The 23546-nt window shown below is 63.8% G+C and carries 19 protein-coding genes; 3 read left to right on the top strand and 16 right to left on the bottom strand.

Going from position 1 to position 23546, the window contains the following annotated elements:
- Window positions 1-27 precede the first annotated feature (27 nt).
- The 16 genes from J4D52_RS15555 to J4D52_RS15630 all read right to left on the bottom strand — a co-directional run bounded on the left by J4D52_RS15555 (window position 28) and on the right by J4D52_RS15630 (window position 20464).
- Window positions 28-765 (bottom strand): cephalosporin hydroxylase family protein, encoded by a 738-nt coding sequence (locus J4D52_RS15555; protein WP_025805179.1) that lies wholly within the window; start codon window positions 763-765, stop codon window positions 28-30.
- 19 nt (window positions 766-784) lie between these two features.
- Window positions 785-1855: a class I SAM-dependent methyltransferase gene (locus J4D52_RS15560; protein WP_063428990.1), complete on the bottom strand. Its 1071-nt coding sequence runs from the start codon at window positions 1853-1855 to the stop codon at window positions 785-787.
- The gene (locus J4D52_RS15565) at window positions 1845-2702 is read right to left on the bottom strand and encodes an NAD(P)-dependent oxidoreductase (protein WP_173678525.1); all 858 of its coding nucleotides are present in this window, start codon (window positions 2700-2702) and stop codon (window positions 1845-1847) included. Before J4D52_RS15565 ends, J4D52_RS15560 begins: the two co-directional genes overlap by 11 nt.
- 5 nt (window positions 2703-2707) lie before the next feature.
- A complete protein-coding gene (locus tag J4D52_RS15570) occupies window positions 2708-3934 on the bottom strand; it encodes a class I SAM-dependent methyltransferase (protein ID WP_102676209.1) in 1227 nt (408 codons plus the stop codon).
- Entirely contained in the window at window positions 3931-4491 is a 561-nt protein-coding gene (locus J4D52_RS15575; protein WP_102676208.1) for a dTDP-4-dehydrorhamnose 3,5-epimerase family protein, read from the bottom strand. The genes J4D52_RS15570 and J4D52_RS15575 overlap by 4 nt, the downstream gene beginning before the upstream one ends.
- Window positions 4488-5570 carry a CDP-glucose 4,6-dehydratase gene (rfbG, locus tag J4D52_RS15580; protein WP_063428982.1) on the bottom strand — a complete coding sequence of 361 codons (1083 nt, stop codon included), beginning with the start codon at window positions 5568-5570 and terminating at the stop codon, window positions 4488-4490. The genes J4D52_RS15575 and rfbG overlap by 4 nt, the downstream gene beginning before the upstream one ends.
- Window positions 5552-6325: a glucose-1-phosphate cytidylyltransferase gene (gene rfbF / locus J4D52_RS15585; protein ID WP_063428980.1), complete on the bottom strand. Its 774-nt coding sequence runs from the start codon at window positions 6323-6325 to the stop codon at window positions 5552-5554. Before rfbF ends, rfbG begins: the two co-directional genes overlap by 19 nt.
- A 295-nt stretch (window positions 6326-6620) precedes the next feature.
- Entirely contained in the window at window positions 6621-10193 is a 3573-nt protein-coding gene (locus J4D52_RS15590; protein ID WP_063428978.1) for a glycosyltransferase, read from the bottom strand.
- Window positions 10194-10312: 119 nt separating this feature from the next.
- Window positions 10313-11887 (bottom strand): flagellar hook-associated protein 3, encoded by a 1575-nt coding sequence (locus tag J4D52_RS15595; RefSeq protein ID WP_102676207.1) that lies wholly within the window; start codon window positions 11885-11887, stop codon window positions 10313-10315.
- 13 nt (window positions 11888-11900) lie between these two features.
- On the bottom strand, window positions 11901-13952 hold the full coding sequence (gene flgK / locus J4D52_RS15600; RefSeq protein WP_102676206.1) for a flagellar hook-associated protein FlgK: 2052 nt from the start codon (window positions 13950-13952) through the stop codon (window positions 11901-11903).
- A 10-nt stretch (window positions 13953-13962) separates the two neighbouring features.
- Window positions 13963-15225, bottom strand: a complete 1263-nt coding sequence (gene flgJ / locus J4D52_RS15605; RefSeq protein WP_063428973.1) for a flagellar assembly peptidoglycan hydrolase FlgJ — start codon at window positions 15223-15225, stop codon at window positions 13963-13965.
- Between the two features lie 10 nt (window positions 15226-15235).
- Window positions 15236-16324 carry a flagellar basal body P-ring protein FlgI gene (locus J4D52_RS15610; protein ID WP_036997829.1) on the bottom strand — a complete coding sequence of 363 codons (1089 nt, stop codon included), beginning with the start codon at window positions 16322-16324 and terminating at the stop codon, window positions 15236-15238.
- Window positions 16325-16351: 27 nt separating this feature from the next.
- Entirely contained in the window at window positions 16352-17047 is a 696-nt protein-coding gene (gene flgH / locus J4D52_RS15615; protein ID WP_009047673.1) for a flagellar basal body L-ring protein FlgH, read from the bottom strand.
- A gap of 52 nt (window positions 17048-17099) precedes the next feature.
- Window positions 17100-17885 carry a flagellar basal-body rod protein FlgG gene (flgG, locus tag J4D52_RS15620; RefSeq protein WP_025805167.1) on the bottom strand — a complete coding sequence of 262 codons (786 nt, stop codon included), beginning with the start codon at window positions 17883-17885 and terminating at the stop codon, window positions 17100-17102.
- Between the two features lie 45 nt (window positions 17886-17930).
- On the bottom strand, window positions 17931-18671 hold the full coding sequence (locus tag J4D52_RS15625) for a flagellar basal body rod protein FlgF (protein WP_025805166.1): 741 nt from the start codon (window positions 18669-18671) through the stop codon (window positions 17931-17933).
- Between the two features lie 224 nt (window positions 18672-18895).
- The gene (locus J4D52_RS15630; protein WP_063428972.1) at window positions 18896-20464 is read right to left on the bottom strand and encodes a sigma-54-dependent transcriptional regulator; all 1569 of its coding nucleotides are present in this window, start codon (window positions 20462-20464) and stop codon (window positions 18896-18898) included.
- Between the two features lie 305 nt (window positions 20465-20769).
- On the opposite strand from J4D52_RS15630, the gene phhA reads away from it, so the two are divergent.
- The 3 genes from phhA to J4D52_RS15645 all read left to right on the top strand — a co-directional run bounded on the left by phhA (window position 20770) and on the right by J4D52_RS15645 (window position 23183).
- Entirely contained in the window at window positions 20770-21561 is a 792-nt protein-coding gene (phhA, locus tag J4D52_RS15635) for a phenylalanine 4-monooxygenase (protein ID WP_007930098.1), read from the top strand.
- A gap of 69 nt (window positions 21562-21630) precedes the next feature.
- Window positions 21631-21987 (top strand): 4a-hydroxytetrahydrobiopterin dehydratase, encoded by a 357-nt coding sequence (locus J4D52_RS15640; protein ID WP_007930096.1) that lies wholly within the window; start codon window positions 21631-21633, stop codon window positions 21985-21987.
- On the top strand, window positions 21987-23183 hold the full coding sequence (locus tag J4D52_RS15645) for an amino acid aminotransferase (protein WP_102676205.1): 1197 nt from the start codon (window positions 21987-21989) through the stop codon (window positions 23181-23183). The genes J4D52_RS15640 and J4D52_RS15645 overlap by 1 nt, the downstream gene beginning before the upstream one ends.
- The last annotated feature ends 363 nt before the right edge of the window (window positions 23184-23546 follow it).

Consider the following 23546-nt stretch of genomic DNA (forward strand, 5'->3'; position numbering starts at 1 on the left):
AGTGCTGTTACCTGCAAACCATTGAATTCAACGAACGCGACGCAGATACCCATCCGGCGCCACGGTGATCAGCAGCTTGTTCTGCATCTGGTAGTCGATCTCGAAGTCGCGGTTCTCTTCCAGGTAGGCCCAGACCGCGGTTTTCGGGTTGTCGCCTGGGCCCCATGGACGGTCCGGGAAGAAGTCCGCCGGCATGTCCTCGACCACGGTGTCCATCACTACGCAGTAGCTGTCCACCGACACCAGCGGCGCATACAGGCGCAGTTCTTCGAGCACGTGCTCGTGGGTGTGGTTGGAGTCCAGGACCAGGATGACCTTCTTGCCCGCGGCCGCGGCACGCACCTGCTCGGCAATCGCCGGATCGATGCTCGAACCTTCGATCATCTTGATGCGCTTGCTCATCGGATGGCTTTCGATGGCTTCGCGGTTATGGGCGCGGATATCCAGGTCGATGCCCAGCACTTCGCCGTGGCCCTGCAGTTCGAGCAGCGAGGCGTAGTAGATGATCGAGCCGCCGTGGGCGATGCCGCATTCGATCACCAGGTCCGGCTTGACCCGCCAGATGATCTCCTGCATGGCCATCATGTCCTGGGGCAACTGGATGATCGGGCGGCCCATCCAGGAGAAGTGATAGCTGTACTTGTGGCCGGCGGACTCGTTGAAGAAGTCGCGCGCCAGGCCCTTGAGTTTCTGGTCTTCGCCCTGGGCGCGGACCTGTTCCTGGCACTCGGCTTCGAAGGCTTGGATGATGCTGTTGTCGGTCATGGTCGGGTCTCAATAAACGTCATTTGAACGAAGCGCTGTCGACCGCGTGATAGACATAACGCCCATCGGTCATGCGCTTGATTTCGTCGAGATAGTTGGAGTTCATCACGAACAGGTTGGCGCCCTCGGGCAAGCTCGCCATGACCTCTTCGGGGGACGACACACGGGCGCCGCTCAGGGGCAGATAACGGCCCTGCTTGGCCGGATTGATATCCACCACCTGGTCCACCGAAACGCCCGCGCGCTGCAGGAACAGCGAATAGATCACGCCCTTGGACGACGCTCCCCAGATCGCCGAGCCCGCCTCGGGCTGCGCCTGGATGATCTGCTTGGCGCGCTCGATGCTGGCGGTGAAATCCAGCGGCATTTCCAGGCGCGCGACCGGTGTCTCGCCCGGCTCGCGCAGGGTGCCGAGGTCGGCCACCACATACAGGTACTGGCCGCCGAACAGGTGGCCGGCTTCATGCACGGTGCCGAACATCCGCCGCAGGTCATCCAGGCGGAAGTAGTTCACATGCTCGTAGAACACATCGAACCAGGCGCGATGCTCGACGATCCAGTCGAAGCACGGCACTTCGATGTAGATCTGCCCACCCTGGTTGGCCTCGGCCATCTCCGCCAGGAACGCCCGCGGGTCGGCGATATGTTCCAGCACATGGCGCAATACCACGGCATCGGCCGACAGGCCCAGGCCACGGGTAAAAGGCGCCTTGATCACATCGGCGTTATCGCCCTCGTAGGCCGGGTCGATGCCGGTGATGCGGTAGCCCCGCTCGCGCAGCAGTTCGAGGAAATAGCCCTTGCCGCAACCAACCTCGATCAGCTCGCGGTCCTTGAAATGCCGGGCGATGATGCCCTCGACATCCTGCAGGTGACGCTGGAACTGCGCCGAGTGGGCCTGCTCGTTCTGGTAGTCGCTGTCGTAGCTCAGCTTGTCGGGATCGAAGGCCTGGTTGAAGATCAGGCCGCTCTTCTCGTCCTGCACCAGCACCATGTCGGCACAGGCCGAGGCCCTGGCGCTGTGCGCATCGGCGAAGGTGCGGTTCTGCAGCACCGGCAGGTCCATGACCCGATACAACTCATGCCCCATGTTCTGCTCCCAATAGTTGTTGCAGGCGCTCGTTCGCCCCCCAGAACGCCATGGGTTCATGGGCGGGATAGGGGTAATGCCCCAGGTTCAGGCGGATCATCGAGCCGCGCTCGCGCACTCGCTGCTCGACCAGCGCGCGAACCGATATCGGCTGGCCGCTGGAACAGTTGACCACCCCGGAAAATTCCCGCCGTTGCAGCAGCGCCGCAAGGCTGGCGGCGGCGTCCTCGATGGCCAGGTAATCGCGCAGCTGTTCGCCGGCGGACATGTCGAACACCGCATCGCCGGCATCGATCGCCCGGTCTAGGGCGGCCAGCAGGCTGTTGGGGTTCTGCCCGGCGCCGTGCAGGTAGAACAGCCGCGCCCATTGCAGGGTGAAAGGCACCTGCTGTTGCAGGCTCTCCAGGAACAGCCGCAGGCTGTGCTTGGCCAGCCCGTAGGGATTGCTCGGCTGCGCCGGCGTCTGCTCGTCGAGCGGACCGCTCTGCATACCGTATTCGAAACAGGTACCGGTGATCATGACCTGGGGCACGCCTGCCCCGACCGCGCCCTTGATGAACCGGTAGTCGGCCATCAGGTTGTGCTCGAAATGGAACAGCGCCTTGTAGTTCGGCAGGCCAGGCCAGGCCAGGTGCGCCAGGGCGTCGACGCCGTCGACCAGGGAGGCGATATCGGTGTCGGCGGCATGCACGTCCGCGACCACCTGCTCCACCGCTCCGGCCCAGGGCATGGCGGCGAGTTTTTGCCGGTCACGGGCCAACGCCCGCACCTGGCAGCCACGGGCCAGCAAGGCGGCGACCAGATGCCGACCGACAAACCCGCTGGCCCCGGTGACCAGTACCTTCAAGCCACTCACAGCAGCTTCAACTCGGGCACGGCGATCACGAAGCGCCCGCCCCACTGCCGAACGTGAGCCAGCTGCTCGCTGACTTCCGACAGCAGGTTCCACGGCAGCACCAGCACATAGTCCGGGCGCTCGCTGTCGATACGCTCTGGCGCGACCACCGGAATCCGGCTGCCGGGCAGGAACTTGCCTTGCTTGTGCGGGCTGGCGTCGGCGACCCAGGCCAGCAGGTCCGGCTTGACCCCGGCGTAATTGAGCAAGGTGTTGCCCTTGGCCGCGGCGCCATAGCCCACCACGCGCTTGCCTTCGGCCTTGGCCTGGAGCAGGAAGCGCAACAGGTCATGCTTGATGCGTTCCGCAGCGGGTGCCAGCGTGGCGTAGAACTTGGGGGTCTTCACGCCCGCGTCGAACTCGGTTTGCAACTGCTGCTGCACCGCCGGTTGCACGGCGCGGCGTTCGCCGTCCTTGCGCTGGACGAAAACCCGCAGCGAACCGCCATGGGTGGTCAGCTGGCTGACGTCGAAGACCTCCAGACCGTTGCGCTCGCACAGTGCCTGCACGGCGGTCAGGGACAGATAGGAATAGTGTTCGTGATAGAGCGTGTCGAACTGCGCGCCGGCCATCAGCGTCAGCAGCTGCGGGAATTCGAAGGTGGCCACGCCGGTCGGCTTGAGCAGCGTCGCGAAACCGCCGAGGAAATCGTTGATGTCCGGCACATGGGCCAGCACATTGTTGGCCGCCATCAGGTCCGCCGCCCAGCCCTCTTCCCGCAGCTGCCGCGCGGTCTCACGGCCGAAGAACAGCTCGCGAATCTCCAGGCCCTTTTCCCGTGCCGCTTGCGCAGTGCTGTGGGTCGGTTCGACGCCCAGGCATTTGATCCCGCGCTTGGCCACGTACTGCAACAGGTAACCGTCGTTGGCCGCGACTTCCACCACCCGGCTGTCGACCGTCAAGCCAAAGCGCTCGACCATCTCGGCCACATAGCGCTCGGCGTGGGCCAGCCAAGTGCTGGAGAACGAACTGAAGTAGGCGTACTCGGCGTCGAACAGGCTTTCGGCGCTGGTGTAATCCTCGGTCTGCACCAGCCAGCACTGCTGGCACACGGCGACCTTCAGCGGCACCCACTGCTCGGCCTGTTCAAGACGCTCGGCATGCACATAGGCGTTGGACGGTGGCGAGGTGCCGAGGTCGATCAGCGGCAGGCTCAGCGGTGCGGCGCACCCACGGCAGTTCATAGACGCACTCCAGCAAAGTGTTGATCGAGCGCGGGATGGCTGGAATCCCGGGCCGACAGATTATTGACAGGCAACGGCCAGGCAATCGCCAGCCGTGGATCCTTCACCGACAAACCGCCCTCGTGCTCCGGTGTGTAATCGGCGCTGTGCAGGTAGAGCAGCTCGGCGTCGTCGGTGAGGGTCTGGAAACCGTGGGCGAATCCGGCCGGGATCAGCAGGCTGCGGCCATCGCCGGCCTTCAAGTGCTCGGCGTGCCAGTGCAGAAAGGTCTCGGAATCCGGACGCAGATCCACCGCCACATCCCATACCTCGCCGCGCAGGCAGGTAATCAGCTTGGCTTCCGGCGCGTTGCCGTTCTGGTAATGCAGGCCGCGCACACTGCCCTTCTCGCGGGTGCAGGAATGGTTGATCTGGCGGATATGAAACTCGCTGCCGAATGCACTCAGGCTGCCTTCGCAGAACAACCGGGCGAAGTGTCCGCGCTGATCTTCGAAGCGTTTGTGCTGGACGCTGAACAGGCCGTCCAGCGGCAAGGCGTGCAACAGGAACTCGCTCACAGCGCCCCCCGATAGAGGTTCAGTTGGTCCAGGGTCACGGCGCGCATGTCGTCGCCACGCTGCCAGGCCAGGTGCCAGTCCAGGGTCTGCGCCAGGCATTGCTGCAGCGACCAGCGCGGTTGCCAGGCCAGCAGCTGGCGTGCGCGGCTGCTGTCCAGGCGCAACAGGCCGGCCTCGTGCAGCTCGCTCGGCTCGATGCGCAACCCGGGGGCTGCCGGCCAGCGCGCGGCCAGCAACTCGACCACTTCGCCGACGCTGCACATGTCCGCTTCGCTCGGCCCGAAGTTCCAGGCTCCGGCGAACTGCGGCCCCTGTTCGTAGAGCCCGGCGGCCAGTTGCAGGTAGCCGGCCAGGGGCTCCAGGGCGTGCTGCCATGGGCGCACCGCCTGCGGGTAACGCAGGGTCACCGGCTCGTCGGCCGACCAGGCCTTGAGCACATCGGGAATCAGCCGTTCCGGGGCAAAGTCGCCGCCGCCCAGCACGTTGCCGGCGCGCGCCGTGGCCAGGGCCAGGCCGTGCTCGGCGTACTTGTCGGCCGGGAAGAACGACGCGGCATAGGACTGCGCCAGCAACTCGCAGCACGCCTTGCTGCTGCTGTAGGGATCATGCCCGCCCAGGGCTTCGTTTTCACGGTAGGGCCACAGCCATTCCTGGTTGGCGTAGACCTTGTCGGTGGTCACCAGCACACAGGCACGCACGCCGCCGACCTGACGGATCGCTTCCAGCAGGTTCAGGGTGCCCATCACGTTGCTGGAGTAAGTACCCAGCGGGTCGCGATAGCCCTCGCGCACCAGCGGCTGCGCCGCCAGGTGCAGGACGATTTCCGGCTGCGTCTCGGTGATCAGTTCCAGCAAGGCGCCAAGATCCCGCAGGTCGCCACGCTGGTCGTTGATACCCTCGGCGACCCGCGCCAGCTCGAACAGGCTCGGCTCGGTCGCAGGGTCCAGGGAGAAACCGCTGACTTCGGCCCCCAGGCTTTGCAGCCACAGGGTCAGCCAGCTGCCCTTGAAACCGGTGTGACCGGTCAGCAGGACCCGCTTGCCGCGCCAGAATTGCGGGCTCAGTCCCATTGCTTCCATGGGGCCTCCCCACTCTGCCAGAGCTGCTCCAGGTGGTTCTTGTCACGCAGGGTGTCCATCGGATGCCAGAAGCCGTCGTGCTGGAAGGCGTGCAACTGGCCTTGCCGGGCCAGGGTGCTCAGCGGCTCGGCTTCCCACACCGTGTCGTCGGCGGCCACCAGCGGCAACACCTTGGGCGACAGCACGAAGAACCCGCCATTGATCCAGCCACCGTCACCGCGGGGCTTTTCGGTAAAGCCCAGGACGCTGTCGCCGTCGCGCTCCAGGGCGCCGTAACGGCCCGGCGGCTGCACCGCGGTGACGGTCGCGTGCTTGCCGTGGGCCCGGTGGAAGTCCACCAGGGCGCCGATATTCAGGTCGGACACGCCGTCGCCGTAGGTGAAGCAGAAGGCTTCTTCATCCTGCAGATAGCGGCCGGCCCGGCGCAGACGGCCGCCGGTCATGGTTTCCTCACCAGTGTCGATCAGGGTCACGCGCCAGGGCTCGCTGTAGTTCTGGTGAACGTCCATGCGATTTTCCCGCATGTCGAAGGTGACGTCGGAGGTGTGCAGGAAGTAGTTAGCGAAGAAGTCCTTGATCGCGTACCCCTTGTAGCCCAGGCAGATCACGAAGTCGTGAATGCCGTGGGCGGAGTACTGCTTCATGATGTGCCAGAGAATTGGCTTGCCACCAATCTCGATCATCGGCTTGGGCTTGAGATGGGACTCCTCGCTGATGCGCGTGCCCAGGCCACCCGCCAAAATAACTGCCTTCATCGTCTCCCCTCTTGTTCGTCACAGGGCTCTGCCAAGCTGTACCGAGCTTTTGCGGGCCTTCTGGATAAAACCTTGTGCCGTTGACGGCGTCTCGCGGGTCTGCGGAAACGCTCATTTTATGGCGATATCGAGGGGGGCTTGCAGGAAACGCGCCAGCTCCTGGGTCCCGGGCCCATGGCCTTGGGGCAGTGGAACAGCACGACGAGGGTCGCCTTGAGCGGAGAAACCTGCCCCTGGATCGCCGCCATAAAAAAGCCAGGCGTCCAGGCCTAGCTTGTTGTGTTCCCCCGCCCTATCAATCCGGCAACCACCCCTGCATCCACAGATTCAGGTTGTTGCCCCGCAGCATGTAGTCGCGCAGGACTTCTTCGCGCAGCGCATCGCCCATGCGGTAGCTGGCCTCGGGATCGGCCAGGTGCATGCGGATCGCCTCGATCCATTCCTGGGTACTGTTACTCACGACCTTGGTACAGGGCAGGTAACCGCGGTAGGCCTCGGTGTCGGTACAGATCACCGGGTAACCGCAGGCGCCGTATTCCAGCAGACGCAGGTTGCTCTTGCAGTCGTTGAAGATGTGGAACTCCAGCGGCGCCAGGGCCAGGTCGAGGTTGAGGCTGGCCAGTTTGAACGGATACGCCTGCAGGCTGATGGTGGAGTGGAATTCGTGCACGTAGGGCCGCAGTTCGTCCGGGCACATGCCGAAGAACACCCACTCGACTTCATTGGCCAGCTCGCGCACCACGTCGGCGATGATCTCCAGGTCGCCAGTGTGGCTGGTGCCGCCGCCCCAGCCCACCCGTGGCTTGCTCGAAGTACCGCGACGGCAGGTCAGGCTGCCCCAGGGATCGACCGGCAGCATGTTCGGCACGATCCGGATGTCGCTGTGCATGCTCGACAGCGCATCGGCCAAGGGCTGCGTGGTAACCACCACCCGGTCGCACAGGGCGATGCCCTGGCGCAGCATTTCTTCGGTATTCAGCGGCTGATTGCGCGCATGGGTATTTTTCTTCGGCGCACTGACCACATAGTCGTCGAGCTCGAAGACCCGCAGCGCACTGGAATACTTCTTCATGCGCAGGATGTCGCTCACCGCGCCGTCGCTGTAGCGGCACTGGAGGATGATCGAATCGGGGGACAGGCGCTCGATTTCCACACTCGAAGGAGACTCGTAGGCGAACCGGCCGATCAGCCGCCCTTCCTCTTCCAGCGCCGTCATAGGCGCGGTCACCCGGTAATGGCCCACCGCCGAGCTGTTCACCGGCAAGCCGAGCACCAGCGGCAAGGCGCGGGTCGAGAACGGGTTCCAGTTATTGCGCAACCCCACTTCCAGGCTGAAGCTGGAGTATCCCAGGCTCAGGGCCGGGTTGTAGGCCGGATCGCGGGCGACCTGGGGCATCCAGCTGCGGTAGAAAGTGTCGTGTTCACGCTCCCGTATTGCCTGTTCTTCGGGCTCCTGCGCTACCTTTTCGGCGGGCACAAGCACCACGCTGGCATAGGGCGTCCAGACCACCAGGTAACCATCACGCTTGATCCGCAGGCACAGGTCGACATCACTCAGCCCCTGGGAATAGTTGACCTCATCCAGCTGGCCGGCACTGTCGAAGACTTCCTTGCGCACCATCAGGCAATCGCCGCTGACTGCGCTCCAGCTCTGCGGCACCTGCAAGCGCTGCATGTAACCGCGGGCACTGGCGGCCTCGCCGTAGAATGGCGAGCTGGCGGCGCCGGCCAGGCCGAGGATCAGTCCGGCATGCACGATCGAGCCATCCAGGCCGAGCATGCGCGCGCCGACCACACCCACTTCCGGCCGCTGCGCGTGATTGAGCAGCTCGTCCAGCCAGTCGCCGGAGCAGATCAGGGCATTGGCGCTGAGCAACAGCAAGTACTCGCCGCGCGCCTGTCGCGCTGCGTAATTGCGCAGTGCCGCATCGCTAGCGCTGCCGGTAAACGGCAACACCCGCAACATATCGGCACCCAGCTGCGCCATGGCCTCCAGCCAGCCGGCCATGGCCGGGTCGCGGCTGCCACTGTCGACGATCAGGATCTCGTAATGGCTGTAGGCGGTTTTTTCGATCAGGCTCTCGGTGCAGCGCTGCAAGGCCGCCAGCGAATCACCCGCCGGGATGATGATCGACACCAGCGGCCGCTGCGGGAACAGGTAGTCGATGTGGTTGAGCAGCGGCAGTTCGTCGTGGCTGATGCGGTGCTCCACGCCGATTCTGTCCAGATGCGCACCGACCAGTCCGGCGTTGCCCTCGATCACCTCGGGCAGCGACAGCCAGTCGGCGAAATTGAACGGGCTCTCGAGCTGGATCTCGGCAATGTGTTCGATGGTCTGCGGCCCCGCTTCTTCCACCAGGCGCCACAGCACGTCATGAGGGGCCAGCTCGCCGAAAGCCGGATCGAATCCGCCCAGGGCCAGAAAGCGCTGGCGCTCGAATGCCAGCGTCCGGCCGACATAGGGGTAACCGCGCATCAGGTCCAGGTTGAAGTCGGGCTTGAACACCGGATCGATGGACTCGCCCTCGACCCGTGCGCCTTCGTCGCTGTAGACGCACAGCGCGCCCGGCGTCGCGGCAATGCGCTCGGCGAGGATCAGCAGCGCCGATTGCTTGAGGAGGTCGCCGGCGCGCAGCAGGTAAAACCAGTGGCAACCTTCCAGCTGCGGCACCAGGGCATTGAGCTGCTGCGGCCACTGCGCTTCCAGCGGCAGTTGCAGCACGCGCTCGTGTTCCGCACACTCGGCATTGGACAGGACCAGGATTGCCTGCGGCGCATACAACTGCTGCGCCAGGCTCTGCAAGGTCGACTCCAGGGCCACAGCATCGGCATCCACATCGATCACGACGGGTACGATCTGCGGCCGCACCGGCCAGCTGGCGATGCGTTGTGGCAGATGGCGCTTCTCGGTCTCGGTAAAACACCGGATCGCCAGCCACTCCTGGTAGAAGTCGGCGTAACTTTCGCTCTCGCCACCGACCCGGCCACTGACCACGGTGTTGCGGTTGCCGAGCACCCGGGTCACGCACAGCTCGTCCCACTGCCAGCCCGGCTCCGTCATTTTCGCCAGGTCCACGCAACGTACCCAGCCCGAGGCCGGGGCCGATTCGCCGCTGCGCGCGGCGAGCATTTGCGCCAGCCAGTCCCACTCAAGCTTCGCTGCCCGCTGCATTTCCGGCTGCTTGCTCAAGCGTTCCGGATACAGGCGCTCGGTGCTCAGCACGGTATTGATCAGCGCCAGGTTGCCACGCCGCATCAGGCATACGAACAACGCCAGATCCAGCAGCGCGAGGAAACCCGCACCCTCCTGGGTCAGGGCCGGCAACAGCTCCAGTACGTCGGCGCGACGCATCAGGGTCGAACTGAAATTGCCAAGGAAGTTGCGTGGCGTGCTCTCGAGGATCGCCAGCATGTCATCGCCCTTGAGCATCGCATCGTTCGGCGACAACCGGGCGTTCTCGACCCGCGGCGGCAGAATGAAATTGCCGGCATCGCTCATCATGCGCAGCGCGCAAACCAGATTGATCTCGGGGTGGTCGACCAGCACCTGCGCCTGCATGGCAATGCTCGGGGCGAACAGGCGGTCATCGTCGCAGAGGATCTTGATCAGCTCGCCCCGCGCCTCTTCGACACAGCGCAGCAGGTTCTTCTGCAGACCCAGGCGTTGCGGGTTGCGCAGATAACGCACCGGATGGGGCGGCTCGACGATGGCGTCCACCGCCTGCCGGATCTCATCGCCGGCCGAGTCGTCGCAGATGACGATTTCGATCCGCTCCCAGGTCTGGGCCAGCGCACTCTCGAAGGCCTGGTTGAAGAAGCGCGGATTGAAGGCAGGGATGACGATGCTGACTAGAGGGTGTTGATTCACGGCGGGAAACTCTCGAGCGGTGGGCCCGACCTGATCAGGCGGACCCCGGAACCGCTTAATGAAGACGGCTGACGGCTCGGCGGTGCGGCCGCGCTCACAGGAGCGCGACCGGCTCAGGCTCAGACCTTGTTGAACAGGCCCAGCTGGGCAATCTTGCTGAAGGCCAGTTGCGAGGCTTGCAGCATGGTCTGTTGCAGGGTCAGGCGAGTCATCACCTCGGCCGGGTCGGAATCGCGGATCGCCGACTGGGTCTGGGTGTTGGCCGAACTCAGGCTCATGTTGGTTTCGTTCTGGATCTCCAGCGCCGAACCCCGACCACCGATGTCGCTGACCGCGCTCGCCACCTGGTTGGCGCCGCTGGCCAGGTTGGCCATCCCCGCCTGCAACCCGGCGTTGAGTTTCTGGATGGCGATCGGATCACCGTTGGTCGGTGTATTCAACACCGTACGCAGTTGGCTGATGGTGTCGAGGACGTTCTGGGTCTGGTGATTGTTCACCGCTACCACATACTGGTCGCCCGCCGCCGGTGCACCGCTGAAGGTGAAATTCACGCCAGATGCGGTGGCGGTGGAGCCGGCCATGGTGCCGGTGGAAACCGGCTTGCTGTCGGCGGTCAACGGCGACGCGTACAGCTCGTAGTTGGTGGCGCTGGTGAACTTGATGATCGCACCACCGCTCGGGAAGCTGGCGTTGTAGGCGTTGGTGTTGCTGACGCTGGCACCGGTCACCACCGCGGTCGACGGGTTGCCCGGGCTGCGCGAGACGTTGAAGGAATCGGGCTTGGCCGCCAGGGTGAAACTGTGACCGGCGATCTCCGTGTTCGGGGGGGTGGCATCGCCGGGTTTCAGGTTGATGCTCAGGCGCAGATCGACGCCACGGAAACTGACGGTCTGTGCCTCTGCACCCTTGCTGGAGCTGAAGGTGCCATTCTGGCTGGCCTCGGACGTCACGTCGTTGCCGGCGCTGTCGGTGATCTTGAACTGGGTGCTGCTGAGGAAGCTGATGGTGTACGGCTCGCCGCTGCGGAACTCACTGTTGTACTTCGGATTCGAAGACACCTGGCCGTTGGACAGCGTCACCCGGCCGTCATCCACCGTCGGGGCGGTCATGCTGACCTGGCTGCGGCTGGTGTTGATGGCTTGCTGGAAGGCGGCCCAGCCGGTGGTGTTGGTGGCCATGGACATGGTGTCGCCCACCGGCAGGTTCAGCGTGGTCTGGTCGCCGTTGTAGCTGTAGGTGCCGTCGGAGTTGCGGGTGAACGGCACGGTGTCGCCCTGGGAACCGGCAAAGATGTACTTGCCGTTTTCGTCCTGGGTGTTCATCAGGCTCAACAACTGCTCTTCGATCTGTGCCAGTTCGGCGGCGTTGGCCTTGCGGTCGTCGTCGGTGAAACCAGCGTTGCCGGCCCCGCTCGCCAGTTCCTGGGCACGCGCCAGAACGTTGGTGATGCTGGTCAGCACCGATTCGGCCTGGCCCAGGGACGCCTTGATCGAGGTGGTGTTGGCCGAGTACTGGCTCAACAGCGAAGCCTGCTGGCCGAGTTGCAGCAGGCGCGAGGCGCCTACCGGATCGTCGGCCGCGGTGTTGACGCGAACCAGGCTGCTGGCCTCTTCGCTGCTCTTGATCGCATTGGCGAAGTTCTTCTGGTAATTGGCAGCCGAGGATTCGTAAAACTGGGCGGTGGAAATACGCATGGACTACGACTCCTTAAAGGCTGTTGATCAGGGTGGCGAAGGTTTCCTGCGCCGCCTTGATGATCTGCGAGGACGCGGTGTAGTACTGCTGGTACTTGACCAGGTTGCCGGTCTCTTCATCCAGGTCGACCCCGGACAACGAATCCCGCGAGCTCTTGGCATTGGCCAGGATCGCCTCGGTGGCCGCGCCGTCGAGCTTGCCCTGGTTGGCCTTGGCACCGACGTTCTCCACCAGCTTGCCGTAGGCGTCGACCAGGGTGATGCCCTTGCTGGCCGAACCGGTATCCACGGTCTGCTTGGTCTGCAGCCCCGCCAGCGCAGTGCCGTTGCGGTTGTCGGTGGAACCGGCGCCGTTGAACTTGACGTTCAGCCCTTCGCCGTCCTTCGGCGAACCGGCGACGCTCATTTCCACGGTGAAGGTTTTCTGCACCGGCGGTGTAGCGCCGTCGGTGATCGGGTTGCCACTGGCATCGACCATCTTGATCTGCAGGTTCAGGGTGTTGTTCTGCCCCGGAACGATCGAACCGGTGCCCATCAACGTGCCCTTGGCATCGTAGTACTTGTAGCCCTGGCTACCGCCCGCAGGGGCGTCGAAGACCAGCTTGACCGGCACCGAGTTCTTGATCGCGGTCTGCATCTCGGCGTTGGCGGCCGAGTTGTAGATGTCCAGCGCCGGCTTGACTGTCGGCAGGCCCGGAATGCTCAGCGAACCGGTCGCTCCGGGCAGCACTTCGGCATTCAGCGGCGCGGCGATGGCCAGGCGCTTGGCGTCGGTCAGCTCGGTCTTGATACTGGTGGCCGCATTGCGGGTCGGGGTGATCTTGAAGCTGTCGCCGGCGCTCATCGCCCCGCCATTGAGGCTCAGGGAGAAACCGTCGATCACCGGTGGCGGCGTGGTGGTGGTGCTGAACGCGCCCAGGCTGGTGCCATCGGAGCGCTTGACGGTGTAGTCGGTGGCGCTGGTGAAGGTCACCTGGTAGTCGCTGATGGTCAGCTTGCCGGTGTCCTTGATGGTCACATCGAGGTTGCCCGAGCCTGCGCTGTTGTTGCCGTTGGCAATGCTGCGCTGGCTGATCAGGGCCGCACTGTTGATATTGTTGAACAGCGCCGCGCCGAACTCGCCGTTCTTGTCGATACCCTGGCCGAGCTGGCTGTTGACCTGGTCGGCGATCACCAGGGCCACGCGCCCCAGTTCGTTCATTGCCGGGTCCAGCACCTCGCTGCGATAGCGCAGCAGGCCGCCGATCTCGCCACCCGTGACTACCGAGGTCACATCGATGGTGCTCGAGCCGCGATTGAGTTGCAGCGAGGAACGGGTCGGGTCGGTCTTGCCGGCGACCACTTCCAGGGTGCTGGAGGTGTTGCCCACGACCAGCGGCTGGCCGCTGCCCAGGTACAGGTCGACGCTCGAGCCGCGCGTCGAGACATCCACCTTGACGAACTCCGACAGCTGGCGCAGCGTCTCGTTGCGCGCGTCGAGCAGGTCGTTGGGCATGCCGCCGCCACTGGAGACTTCGGAAATCCTCTGGTTCAGCTGGGCGATGGTGGCCGCCAGCTTGGTGACATGGTCAGCCATGCTGCTCAGGTTGCCGTTGATGTTGGCGTTCTGCTCGTTCAACTGGCTGGAAACGGAATTGAAGCGGTTGCTCAGGGCCTGCGCATCGCTGAGCAGCAACTGGCGCGAGGCATCGTCGGCCGGCTTGGCGTTGACGTTCTGCATCGAGGCAAAGAACTTGGTCAGCGCGCCGGTAATGCCGGTGCCGCTGTCCGACAGCAGCTTGTCCACCGGGGTGATCTGCCCCAGGTAGGCGGCGGCATCGCTGTTCAGCGAGGTCTTGGTCTGCAGTTGGGCGTCCAGGTAGCTGTTGTACACCCGGCGCACGTCGGCCAGGGTGGTGCCGCTGCCGATGAAGACATTGCCGTACTGGTTCGAAGCCTTGGTGCCCTGCACGGTCTGCTGGCGCGAGTACCCGGCGGTATCGGCGTTGGCGATGTTGTTACCCGTGGTCATCAACGACGTTTGGCTGGCTGACAGCCCCGACATCCCGATATTGAGCAAACTCATGATTCAGACCTTATAAATTCGTGGAAGCGCCCGCCGCAGCGTAGTTCTCGTAGCTCTTCATCTGCTTGGCAATCTGCGAAATCTTGCTTGCGTAGTCCGGGTCGGTTGCATACCCGGCCTTTTGCAATTCGCGTACAAACTGTTCGGGGTTATCGGCCGCCTTCAGCACTTCTTGATAGCGATTGTTGCTCTGCAACAAGGTCACCAGGTCGTGGAAGCTGTCCTGATACGAGGCATAGGAACGGAACTCGGCCGTCTCCTTGACCATCTGCCCATTTCTGAATTCGCTGGTGATCGCCCGCGCCTGATCGCCCTTCCAACTGCTGCCGGCCTTGATGCCGAACAGGTTGTGGCTGCTGCTGCCGTCCTGCTGGCGCATCACTGATTTGCCCCAGCCGGTTTCCAGCGCGGCCTGGGCGACCAGGTAGCGCGGATCGACACCGATGCGGTCGGCGGCCTGCTGCGCCATCGGCAGCATGGTGGCGACGAATTCGTCCGCAGAACTGAAGGCTTTCTTCGCCGGCGCCAAGGGTGGCTGGGCCACGGCGCGACCGTAGATCTGCATGCGTCCGTGGGGCACGGCGGCAAAGCTGCGCGAGCTGTTCTTGACCAGCGCGTCGGTGGCGGCCGTGGTGCGCTCCGGCAAGGCCGTCCGGTTGGTCGCGGCACTGTCGGCCGACGGCACGATGCCCGCCAGCAAACGATCGGTCAGCTTGCTCGGCAGGGAAATGCGCCGCTGGTTGAGCAGCGCCATATCGTTGTGGGTACCACTGCCTTCCGCGCGCTGCGGTTCCAGTGCACGGGAGGCCCACAACGGACGCTGGCCATTGACCCGCGACAACGGGCCGCCCAGGGCAGTGGTGCCGGCAGCGATGGCGGTTGGCGTCACGACCTTATCAACCTGCGCGCCAGGCAAGGTCGCCGCCGCAGCCGGGTTGGTGGATTTGTTCTTCGACATCTGCCGCATCAGCACATCGGCCAGGCCGATACCGCCACCCTCGCGGGACATGGAAACCGCCAGCTGCTGGTCGTACATTTCCTGGTACTGCTTGGCCGCCGGGGTGTTGAGCGGGTTGTCCTTGCCCAGCGCTTCGGTGGCCGAGCGCATGGACTTGAGCATTTCGTTGAGAAACAGCGACTCGAACTCCTGCGCCACCTTGCGCATGTTGGCGTCGCTGTTCTTGTCGCCGACCTTGAGCTGGTTAAGCCGGTTGAGGTCCGAGTAGGAACCCGAATCGCCGCTGCTGACCAGACCGCTCTTGCGAATATCCATGGCCCCTACCTCAAATCACGATCAGGTCGGCTTGCAGCGCGCCGGCCTGTTTCAAGGCTTCGAGGATCGCCATCAGGTCGCCCGGTGCCGCGCCGACCTGGTTCACCGCACGCACGATCTCGTCGAGGGTGGTGCCCGGGCCGAACTTGAACATCGGCTTGGCTTCCTGTTCGGCGTTGACCCGCGAACGCGGCACGACCGCGGTCTCGCCGTTGGACAACGGGCCTGGCTGGCTGACGATCGGGTCTTCGGTGATGGTCACGGTGAGGCTGCCGTGGGTCACGGCGGCCGGCGACACCTTGACGTTCTGGCCGATGACGATGGTGCCGGTACGCGAGTTGATGATGACCTTGGCCACCGCCTGCCCCGGATCGATTTCCAGGTTCTCGAGAATCGACAGGTAATCGACGCGCTGGCTCGGATCGAGCGGCGCAGTGACGCGAATCGAACCGCCGTCGATGGCCTGGGCCACGCCCGGGCCAAGCATGTCGTTGATCTTGTCGACGATGCGTTTGGCGGTGGTGAAGTCGGAACGGTTGAGGTTCAAGGTCAGGCTGTTGCCCTGGTTGAAACCGCTCGGCACCGCGCGCTCCACCGACGCACCGCCAGGGATGCGACCGGCCGACGGAACGTTGACCGTGATCTTCGAACCGTCACGGCCCTCGGCATCGAAACCGCCCACCACCAGGTTGCCCTGGGCGATGGCGTAGACGTTGCCGTCGATACCCTTGAGCGGTGTCAGCAGCAAGGTGCCGCCACGCAGGCTCTTGGAGTTACCGATGGAGGACACGGTGACATCGACCTGCTGCCCCGGCTTGGCGAATGCTGGCAGATCGGCGCTGATCGACACTGCCGCGACGTTCTTCAGCTGCACGTTGCCGGAACCAGGCGGCACCTTGATGCCGAACTGCGACAGCATGTTGTTGAAGGTCTGCAGGGTGAAGGGTGTCTGGGTCGTCTGGTCGCCGGTGCCGTTAAGCCCGACCACCAGGCCGTAGCCGATCAACTGGTTCGAACGCACGCCGGAAATGCTGGCGATGTCCTTCAGCCGTTCGGCTTGAACGTTGCAGGCCGCCGAGAGCAACAGCGCGGCCAGCATGAGGCGTTTGAAATTCAACGTAGCCACCTAGAAAGGGAACAGCGGGCTGAGGAAGAAACGGTCGAACCAGCCCGGCTGGCTCGCATCGGCAAAGGCACCAGTGCCCGAATAGGTGATGCGTGCGTCGGCGACGCGGGTCGAGGAAACCGTGTTGTCGGTGGCGATATCGTCGGCGCGCACCAGGCCGGCAATCCGCACCAGCTCGTCGCCGGTGTTGAGGGTCAGCCACTTCTCGCCGCGCACGGCGATGATGCCGTTGGGCAGCACATCGGCCACCGTCACGGTGATCGAGCCGGTCAGGCTGTTGCTCTGGCCGGACTTGCTGTCACCCTTGGTGGCCCGGTCGCCGCTGTAGCCGACATCGAGGCTCAGGTCACCGCTACCTATCGGGTCATTGGTGCTCAGGCCGCCACCGAAAAACGAAGTCAGGCCGATGCCGGTCTTGCTGTTCTTGTCGATCTGCGAGTTGGCGTTCTTGCTCGCCTGGGTCCGCTCGTTGAGGGTGATGGTGATGATGTCGCCCACGCGGAACGCCTTGCGGTCGCTGTACAGGTTCTGCTCGAAGCCGGCCTGGTAGATCGAGCCGTTGTTGGCCGCGGCCGGCAACGGAGTACGTGGCAACACCGGAGCGTAATACGGGTCATTGGGCTTCGGTGGCGGGGCCACGCAGCCCGCGAGCACGACGAACCCACTCAGTGCGAGAACAGATACAAAGCGATTCATGACCCTACCTCATGGTGCTGCAGGCGGCCGCTGGGCCGCCCCTAGGACTTGATTACAGATTCTGCGTGACGAACGAGAGCATCTGGTCGGCGGTGGAGATCACCTTGGAGTTCATCTCGTAGGCGCGCTGAGTGGTGATCATGTTGACCATCTCCTCAACGGTGCTGACATTGGAGGTTTCCAGGGTGTTCTGCAGGGTGGTGCCGAAACCGTTGAGGCCCGGGGTGCCGACTTGCGGCGCGCCGCTGGCGGCGGTTTCCAGGAACAGGTTGTTGCCCGTCGCCTGCAAGCCGGCCGGGTTGATGAAGTCGGCGGTCTGCAGGTTGCCGATCACTTGCGAGGCCGGGTTGCCGGCGGTGGTGATCGAGACGGTGCCGTCCTGGCCCACGGTGAAGGTCTGGGCATCGTTCGGCACGACGATCGCCGGTTCCAGGGTGAAGCCGTTGGCGGTGACGATCTGGCCGTTGGAGTCCAGGTGGAAGGTGCCGTCACGGGTGTAGGACGTGGTGCCGTCCGGTTGCAGGATCTGGAAGAAACCGCGGCCGTTGATGGCCATGTCCAGCGGCTGCTCGGTGGTCTGCAGGCTGCCGGCGGTGAAGTTCTTCTGGGTGCCGACGATGCGCACACCGGTACCCAGTTGCAGGCCCGATGGCAGCTCGCTGTCCTGGGTCGACTGGGCGCCAGGCTGACGCTTGATCTGATACAGCAGGTCCTGGAACTCGGCGCGATCACGTTTGAAACCCGTGGTCGAAACGTTCGCCAGGTTGTTGGAAATGGTGGTCAGGTTAGTGTCCTGGGCGGACAGACCTGTTTTGGCAACCCATAGAGCCGGAAGCATTCGATTCTCCTCGTGCGCCTGTTTTACGGCGCGACGTACTGGTAATTAGCTGATCTGCAAGACCCGAGCCATGGCCTGGTCGTCTTCTTTGGCGGAATTCATCATCTTGATGTGCAGTTCGAACTGCTTGGAGAGCGCCAGCACCGAGGTCATTTCCTCGACCGCATTGACGTTGCTCGACTCGAGGAAACCCGAGACCAGTTGCACATTGGCGTCAGCCGCTGCCGGCTTGCCGTCCTTGGTATGGATCGAACCGTCCAGACCCTTGGTCATGTTCTTCAGGTCCGGGTTGACCAGCTTGATGCGGTCGACCTCGGCCATCACCCGTGGGCCTTCGCCCATGGCGCGGATGCTGATGGTGCCGTCCTGACCGACTTCCACCTGCTGCTCCGGCGGCACGGCGATCGGGCCGCCGTTGCCGATCACCGGCATGCCGTTGCCGGCGCGCAGCACGCCCAGGGCGTCGATATTCAGGCTGCCGGTGCGCACATAGCTTTCACCGCCATCCGGGGTCTGCACGGCGATCCAGCCATTGCCGCTGACCGCCACGTCGAGGTCGCGACCGGTTTCCACCAGCGAGCCTGGGCTGAAATCGGTAGCCGGACGCTCGGACATGGCAAAGGCCCGCGCCGGAAAGCTGTCACCAAACACCGGCATCGAACGCGCCTGCTCCAGGTCGCGCTGAAAACCGTTGGTGGAGATGTTCGCCAGGTTGTTGGCATGCGCCTTTTGCGCCAGCGCATTCTGGCTGGCACCGGTCATGGCCACATAAAGGTACTTGTCCACAGTCTTTCCTCTGCCTGTCGGGCGTTTGCCGCCCACCGCTGTACTGCTGAGCCATAAGCAATAAGCGCACCAACTTGTTTTTCGGGCGGCCGAAGGCAGGAAATCCGGGAACTTGAGGGCGGTCGAAGGGAATCGGGCAATTGTGTCAAAGACGAAAAACCGGCGCAGATATGCCGCTTACGGCAAGGCTCCGCCTCTCGCCCCCGACACAATCCCTGGCGCGCTTACTCTTCCGGGCCGTTGCCTTTGCCCACTTCGTATTCGCGCAGCTTGTTGGCGATGGTGGTGTGCGACACGCCCAGGCGCTTGCCCAGTTGGCGGCTGCTGGGGTGCTCGGAATACAGGCGTTCGAGCACCGCTTTTTCAAAGCGCCCGACAATTTCGTCGAGTCCGCCTTCCAGGGAGAAATCGCCAAGGGGTTGGCGCACGCCGTAGTCCGGCAGGCGGATGTGTTCGGCCTTGACCGTGCCGCCGTCGCACAGGGACACCGCCTGGAACAGCACGTTTTCCAGCTGCCGCACGTTGCCCGGCCAGTGGTAATGGCTGAGGCGCTCCATGGCCGCCGGCGCCAGCCTGGGCAAGGCGCAGCCGATCTGCCGGCTGGCCTGGTCGAGGAAGTGCTCCACCAGCGGCGTCAGGCCGTCGAGGCATTCGCGCAGCGGTGGGATATGCAGGGACAGGACGTTGAGGCGGTGATACAGGTCCTGGCGGAACTCGCCGCGGGCACAGAGTTCGGACAGGTCGACCTGGGTCGCGCAGATCACCCGCACGTCCAGGTACACCTCCTCGTCGCTGCCGACCCGACGGAAGCAGCCGTCCTGCAGAAAGCGCAGGAGCTTGACCTGCAAGCGCGGGCTCATCTCGCCCACGCCGTCGAGGAACAATGTGCCGCCAGCGGTCAGTTCCAGCAGCCCGAGCTTGCCTTCTGCCCGCGCGCCCTCGAATGCTCCCGGCCCGTAGCCGAACAGCTCGGTCTCGGCCATGGACTCCGGCAGGCCGGCGCAGTTGAGCGCCATCAGCGGCGATTGCCCGCGCGGGCTGGCCAGGTGGCAGGCCCGCGCCAGCAGTTCCTTGCCGGTGCCGGTTTCGCCTTCGATCAGCAGCGGCGCGTCCAGCGGCGCCATGCGCCGCGCTTCGCGCACCACCGCGGCCATGACTTTCGAACTCTGGAAGATGCTGTCGAAGCCGCGCAGTTCCTGCTTGCGCACGTTATAGATGCGCTCGCCGACCCGGTCCGCGCGATGCAAGGTCAACACCGCGCCGGCCATGGCCTCGCTGTCGTCGTGCTCCGATTGCAGCGGCGCGATGTCCGCCAGAAACACGTCACCCTTGACCTTGACCCGCAGGCCGTTGATCCGCGACTTGTTGGCCCGCACCAGTTCCGGCAGATCGAAATCCTCGGCATACCGCGACAGTGGAATCCCCGGCACCTCGTCCACCCGCACCCCCAGCAACTGCGCCGCCGCGCGGTTGGCGGCGACGATGGAACCGCCCATGTCGATGGACAACACCGGGAACTCCAACGCCCCGAGCAGGGCATTGAGCTCCATGTGCCGCCGCTCGCTGGGCATCAGCCCGACCCGCTTGACCCCGAACACCCCGGCGATCGACTCGAACTTCGGCCGCAGCGCCTGGAACTGCAGATTGATCAGGTTCGGGCAATGCAGGTAGATGGCATTGCCATGCTCACCGCCCACCTCGCCCCGGGCGACGTTGATGCCGTACTCCACCAGCAGGTTGAGAATGTCGCGCAGGATGCCGATGCGATTCTGGCAGTGGACTTTGATACGCATAAAGGAAGGCCTGGAACAGGTAATGGAGGGCGTGAACGCCAGAAAGCGGCGCTTTTGGCACCGCCTGGCACGAACTTTCTGCAGTGTGGCGCAGATAATCGTCAAGATTATGTGACAGTCACCGGTCTTTTCAAATCGACTATTCTCAGTAATAGCGGCCCTGCGGCGCTTTCGTAACGAAAACTTTACGAAATCACTCCAAATCCGCCCATTACGTTCACGTCAACCTGCTGCATGGGCTGCAACCTTGAGTTATCTCTAGCGTCAACTGATAACAAGAACGCAGCCCCTGACAGGAGAGCAGCATGAAGCAGACGCAGTACGTGGCCCGCGAGCCCGACGCGCAAGGTTTTATCCACTACCCCGATGAAGAACACGCGGTGTGGAACACCCTGATCACTCGTCAGCTGAAAGTGATCGAGGGTCGTGCGTGCCAGGAATACCTGGACGGCATAGAGAAACTCGGCCTGCCCCACGACCGCATCCCGCAGCTGGGCGAAATCAACAAGGTGCTGGGCGCGACCACCGGCTGGCAGGTAGCCCGGGTGCCGGCGCTGATCCCCTTCCAGACCTTCTTCGAATTGCTCGCCAGCAAACAGTTTCCGGTCGCGACCTTTATCCGTACCCGCGAAGAACTGGACTACCTGCAAGAGCCGGACATCTTCCACGAGATCTTTGGCCACTGCCCGCTGCTGACCAACCCCTGGTTCGCCGAATTCACCCACACCTACGGCAAGCTCGGCCTGCAGGCCACCAAGGAAGAACGGGTGTACCTGGCGCGCCTGTACTGGATGACCATCGAGTTCGGCCTGCTGGACACCCCGCAAGGCCAGCGCATCTACGGCGGCGGCATCCTCTCCTCGCCGAAGGAAACCGTCTACTGCCTGTCGGATGTGCCTGAACACCAGGCCTTTGATCCGCTGGAAGCGATGCGTACCCCGTACCGCATCGACATCCTGCAACCTATCTATTTTGTGCTGCCCAACCTCAAGCGCCTGTTCGACCTGGCCCATGAAGACATCATGGCCCTGGTGCACCAGGGCATGCAGATGGGCCTGCACGCACCCAAGTTTCCGCCCAAACCCAAGGCGGCCTGAGCCTCCTGCCCTCGCGCGGCGCTCATAAAACCCGTAATTTCCAACAAGAATCGATTTCAGGAACCCACCATGACCGCTCTCAACCAAGCCCATTGCGAAGCCTGCCGTGCCGATGCTCCACAAGTCAGCGACGAAGAACTGCCGGTACTGATCAAGCAGATCCCCGACTGGAACATCGAAGTGCGCGATGGCGTCATGCAACTGGAAAAAGTCTTCCTGTTCAAAAACTTCAAATTCGCCCTGGCCTTTACCAACGCAATGGGTGAAATTTCCGAGGCAGAAGGTCATCATCCTGGCCTGCTCACCGAATGGGGCAAGGTCACCGTGACCTGGTGGAGCCACTCCATCAAGGGCCTGCACCGCAACGACTTCATCATGGCCGCTCGCACCGACGAAGTGGCCAAGACCGCAGAAGGACGCAAGTAATGCATTTCGACGCCATAGGCCGAGTACCCGGCGACCCGATTCTTGGCCTGATGGAGGCCTATGCGTCGGACAGCAACCCACGCAAGTTCGACCTCGGCGTCGGTGTCTACAAGGATTCCCAGGGCCTGACGCCGATCCCCCGGTCGGTCAAGCTGGCCGAGCAGCGCCTGGTCGACCGGCAGACCACCAAGATCTACATCGGCGGCCACGGCGACGCGGCCTTTGGCAAGGTGATCAATGAACTGGTGCTGGGCGCCGACTCGCAGCTGATCGCCGAACGACGCGCCGGCGCCACCCAGACCCCAGGCGGCACCGGTGCCCTGCGCCTGAGCGCCGACTTCATCGCCCACTGCCTGCCGGGCCGTGGCGTGTGGTTGAGCAACCCGACCTGGCCGATCCACGAAACCATCTTTGCTGCCGCCGGCATCCAGGTCAGCCACTACCCTTACGTCGACAGCGACAACCGCCTCGACGTCGAGGCCATGCTGGCGACCCTGAACCAGGTGCCCAAGGGCGACGTGGTGCTGCTGCACGCCTGCTGCCACAACCCCACCGGTTTCGACCTGAGCCACGACGACTGGCATCGGGTGCTGGACGTGGTGCGCAGCCGAAACCTGCTGCCGCTGATCGACTTCGCCTACCAGGGTTTCGGCGACGGCCTGGAGCAGGATGCCTGGGCGGTGCGCCTGTTCGCGGCCGAACTGCCCGAGCTGCTGATCACCAGTTCCTGCTCGAAGAACTTCGGCCTGTACCGCGACCGCACCGGCGCGCTGATCGTCTGCACCCGGGACGCCGAGAAGCTGGTGGACGTGCGCAGCCAGCTGGCCCATATCGCCCGTAACCTGTGGTCCACCCCGCCGGATCACGGCGCCGCGGTGGTCGCCACCATCCTCGGCGACCCGGAGCTGAAAAGCCTCTGGGCCGACGAAGTGGAAGCCATGCGCCTGCGCATCGCCCAGTTGCGTTCGGGCCTGGTGGAAGCGCTGCAACCCTTCGGCCTGGCCGAACGCTTCGCCCACATCGGCGTGCAACGCGGGATGTTCTCCTACACCGGCCTGACGCCGGAACAGGTCGGCAAACTGCGTAGCCAGCACAGCGTGTACATGGTCAGCTCCGGCCGGGCCAACGTCGCCGGCATCGACGCCACCCGCCTGGACCTGCTGGCCGAAGCCATCGCCGAAGTCTGCAAAAACTGAAAAAAGCTATCGCGGGCAAGCCTCGCTCCTACGGATGTCACCTGACTCTGTAGGAGCGAGCGAGCGGCGATCCGACTTGCCCGCGATGCCGTTAAAAGTCCCCCGCCCGATGAAACTCCTTTCATCCTAAAACCCCAGATAAAAATCTTTTTGTCATTTCCAGTGCTGTATCCTGCCCAGGCTTTTTAAAAGCGCGGATCTACCCAGCGATTTAAAAAACAGACCTTGCGAGGAGCAACGAACATGCACGAGATTCCTAATCTCCCCTTCCCAAGCCTGCACGAAACTGAGCAGACAACCCCGCAACAAGCCGGCGCCCAACAGCCCGAGCCGAAAGAAGCCGCACCCGGCCACAAAGCCGAC

Source organism: Pseudomonas sp. GW460-12-10-14-TSB1 (assembly GCF_017349775.1).
Classification (GTDB): Bacteria; Pseudomonadota; Gammaproteobacteria; order Pseudomonadales; family Pseudomonadaceae; genus Aquipseudomonas; species Aquipseudomonas piscium.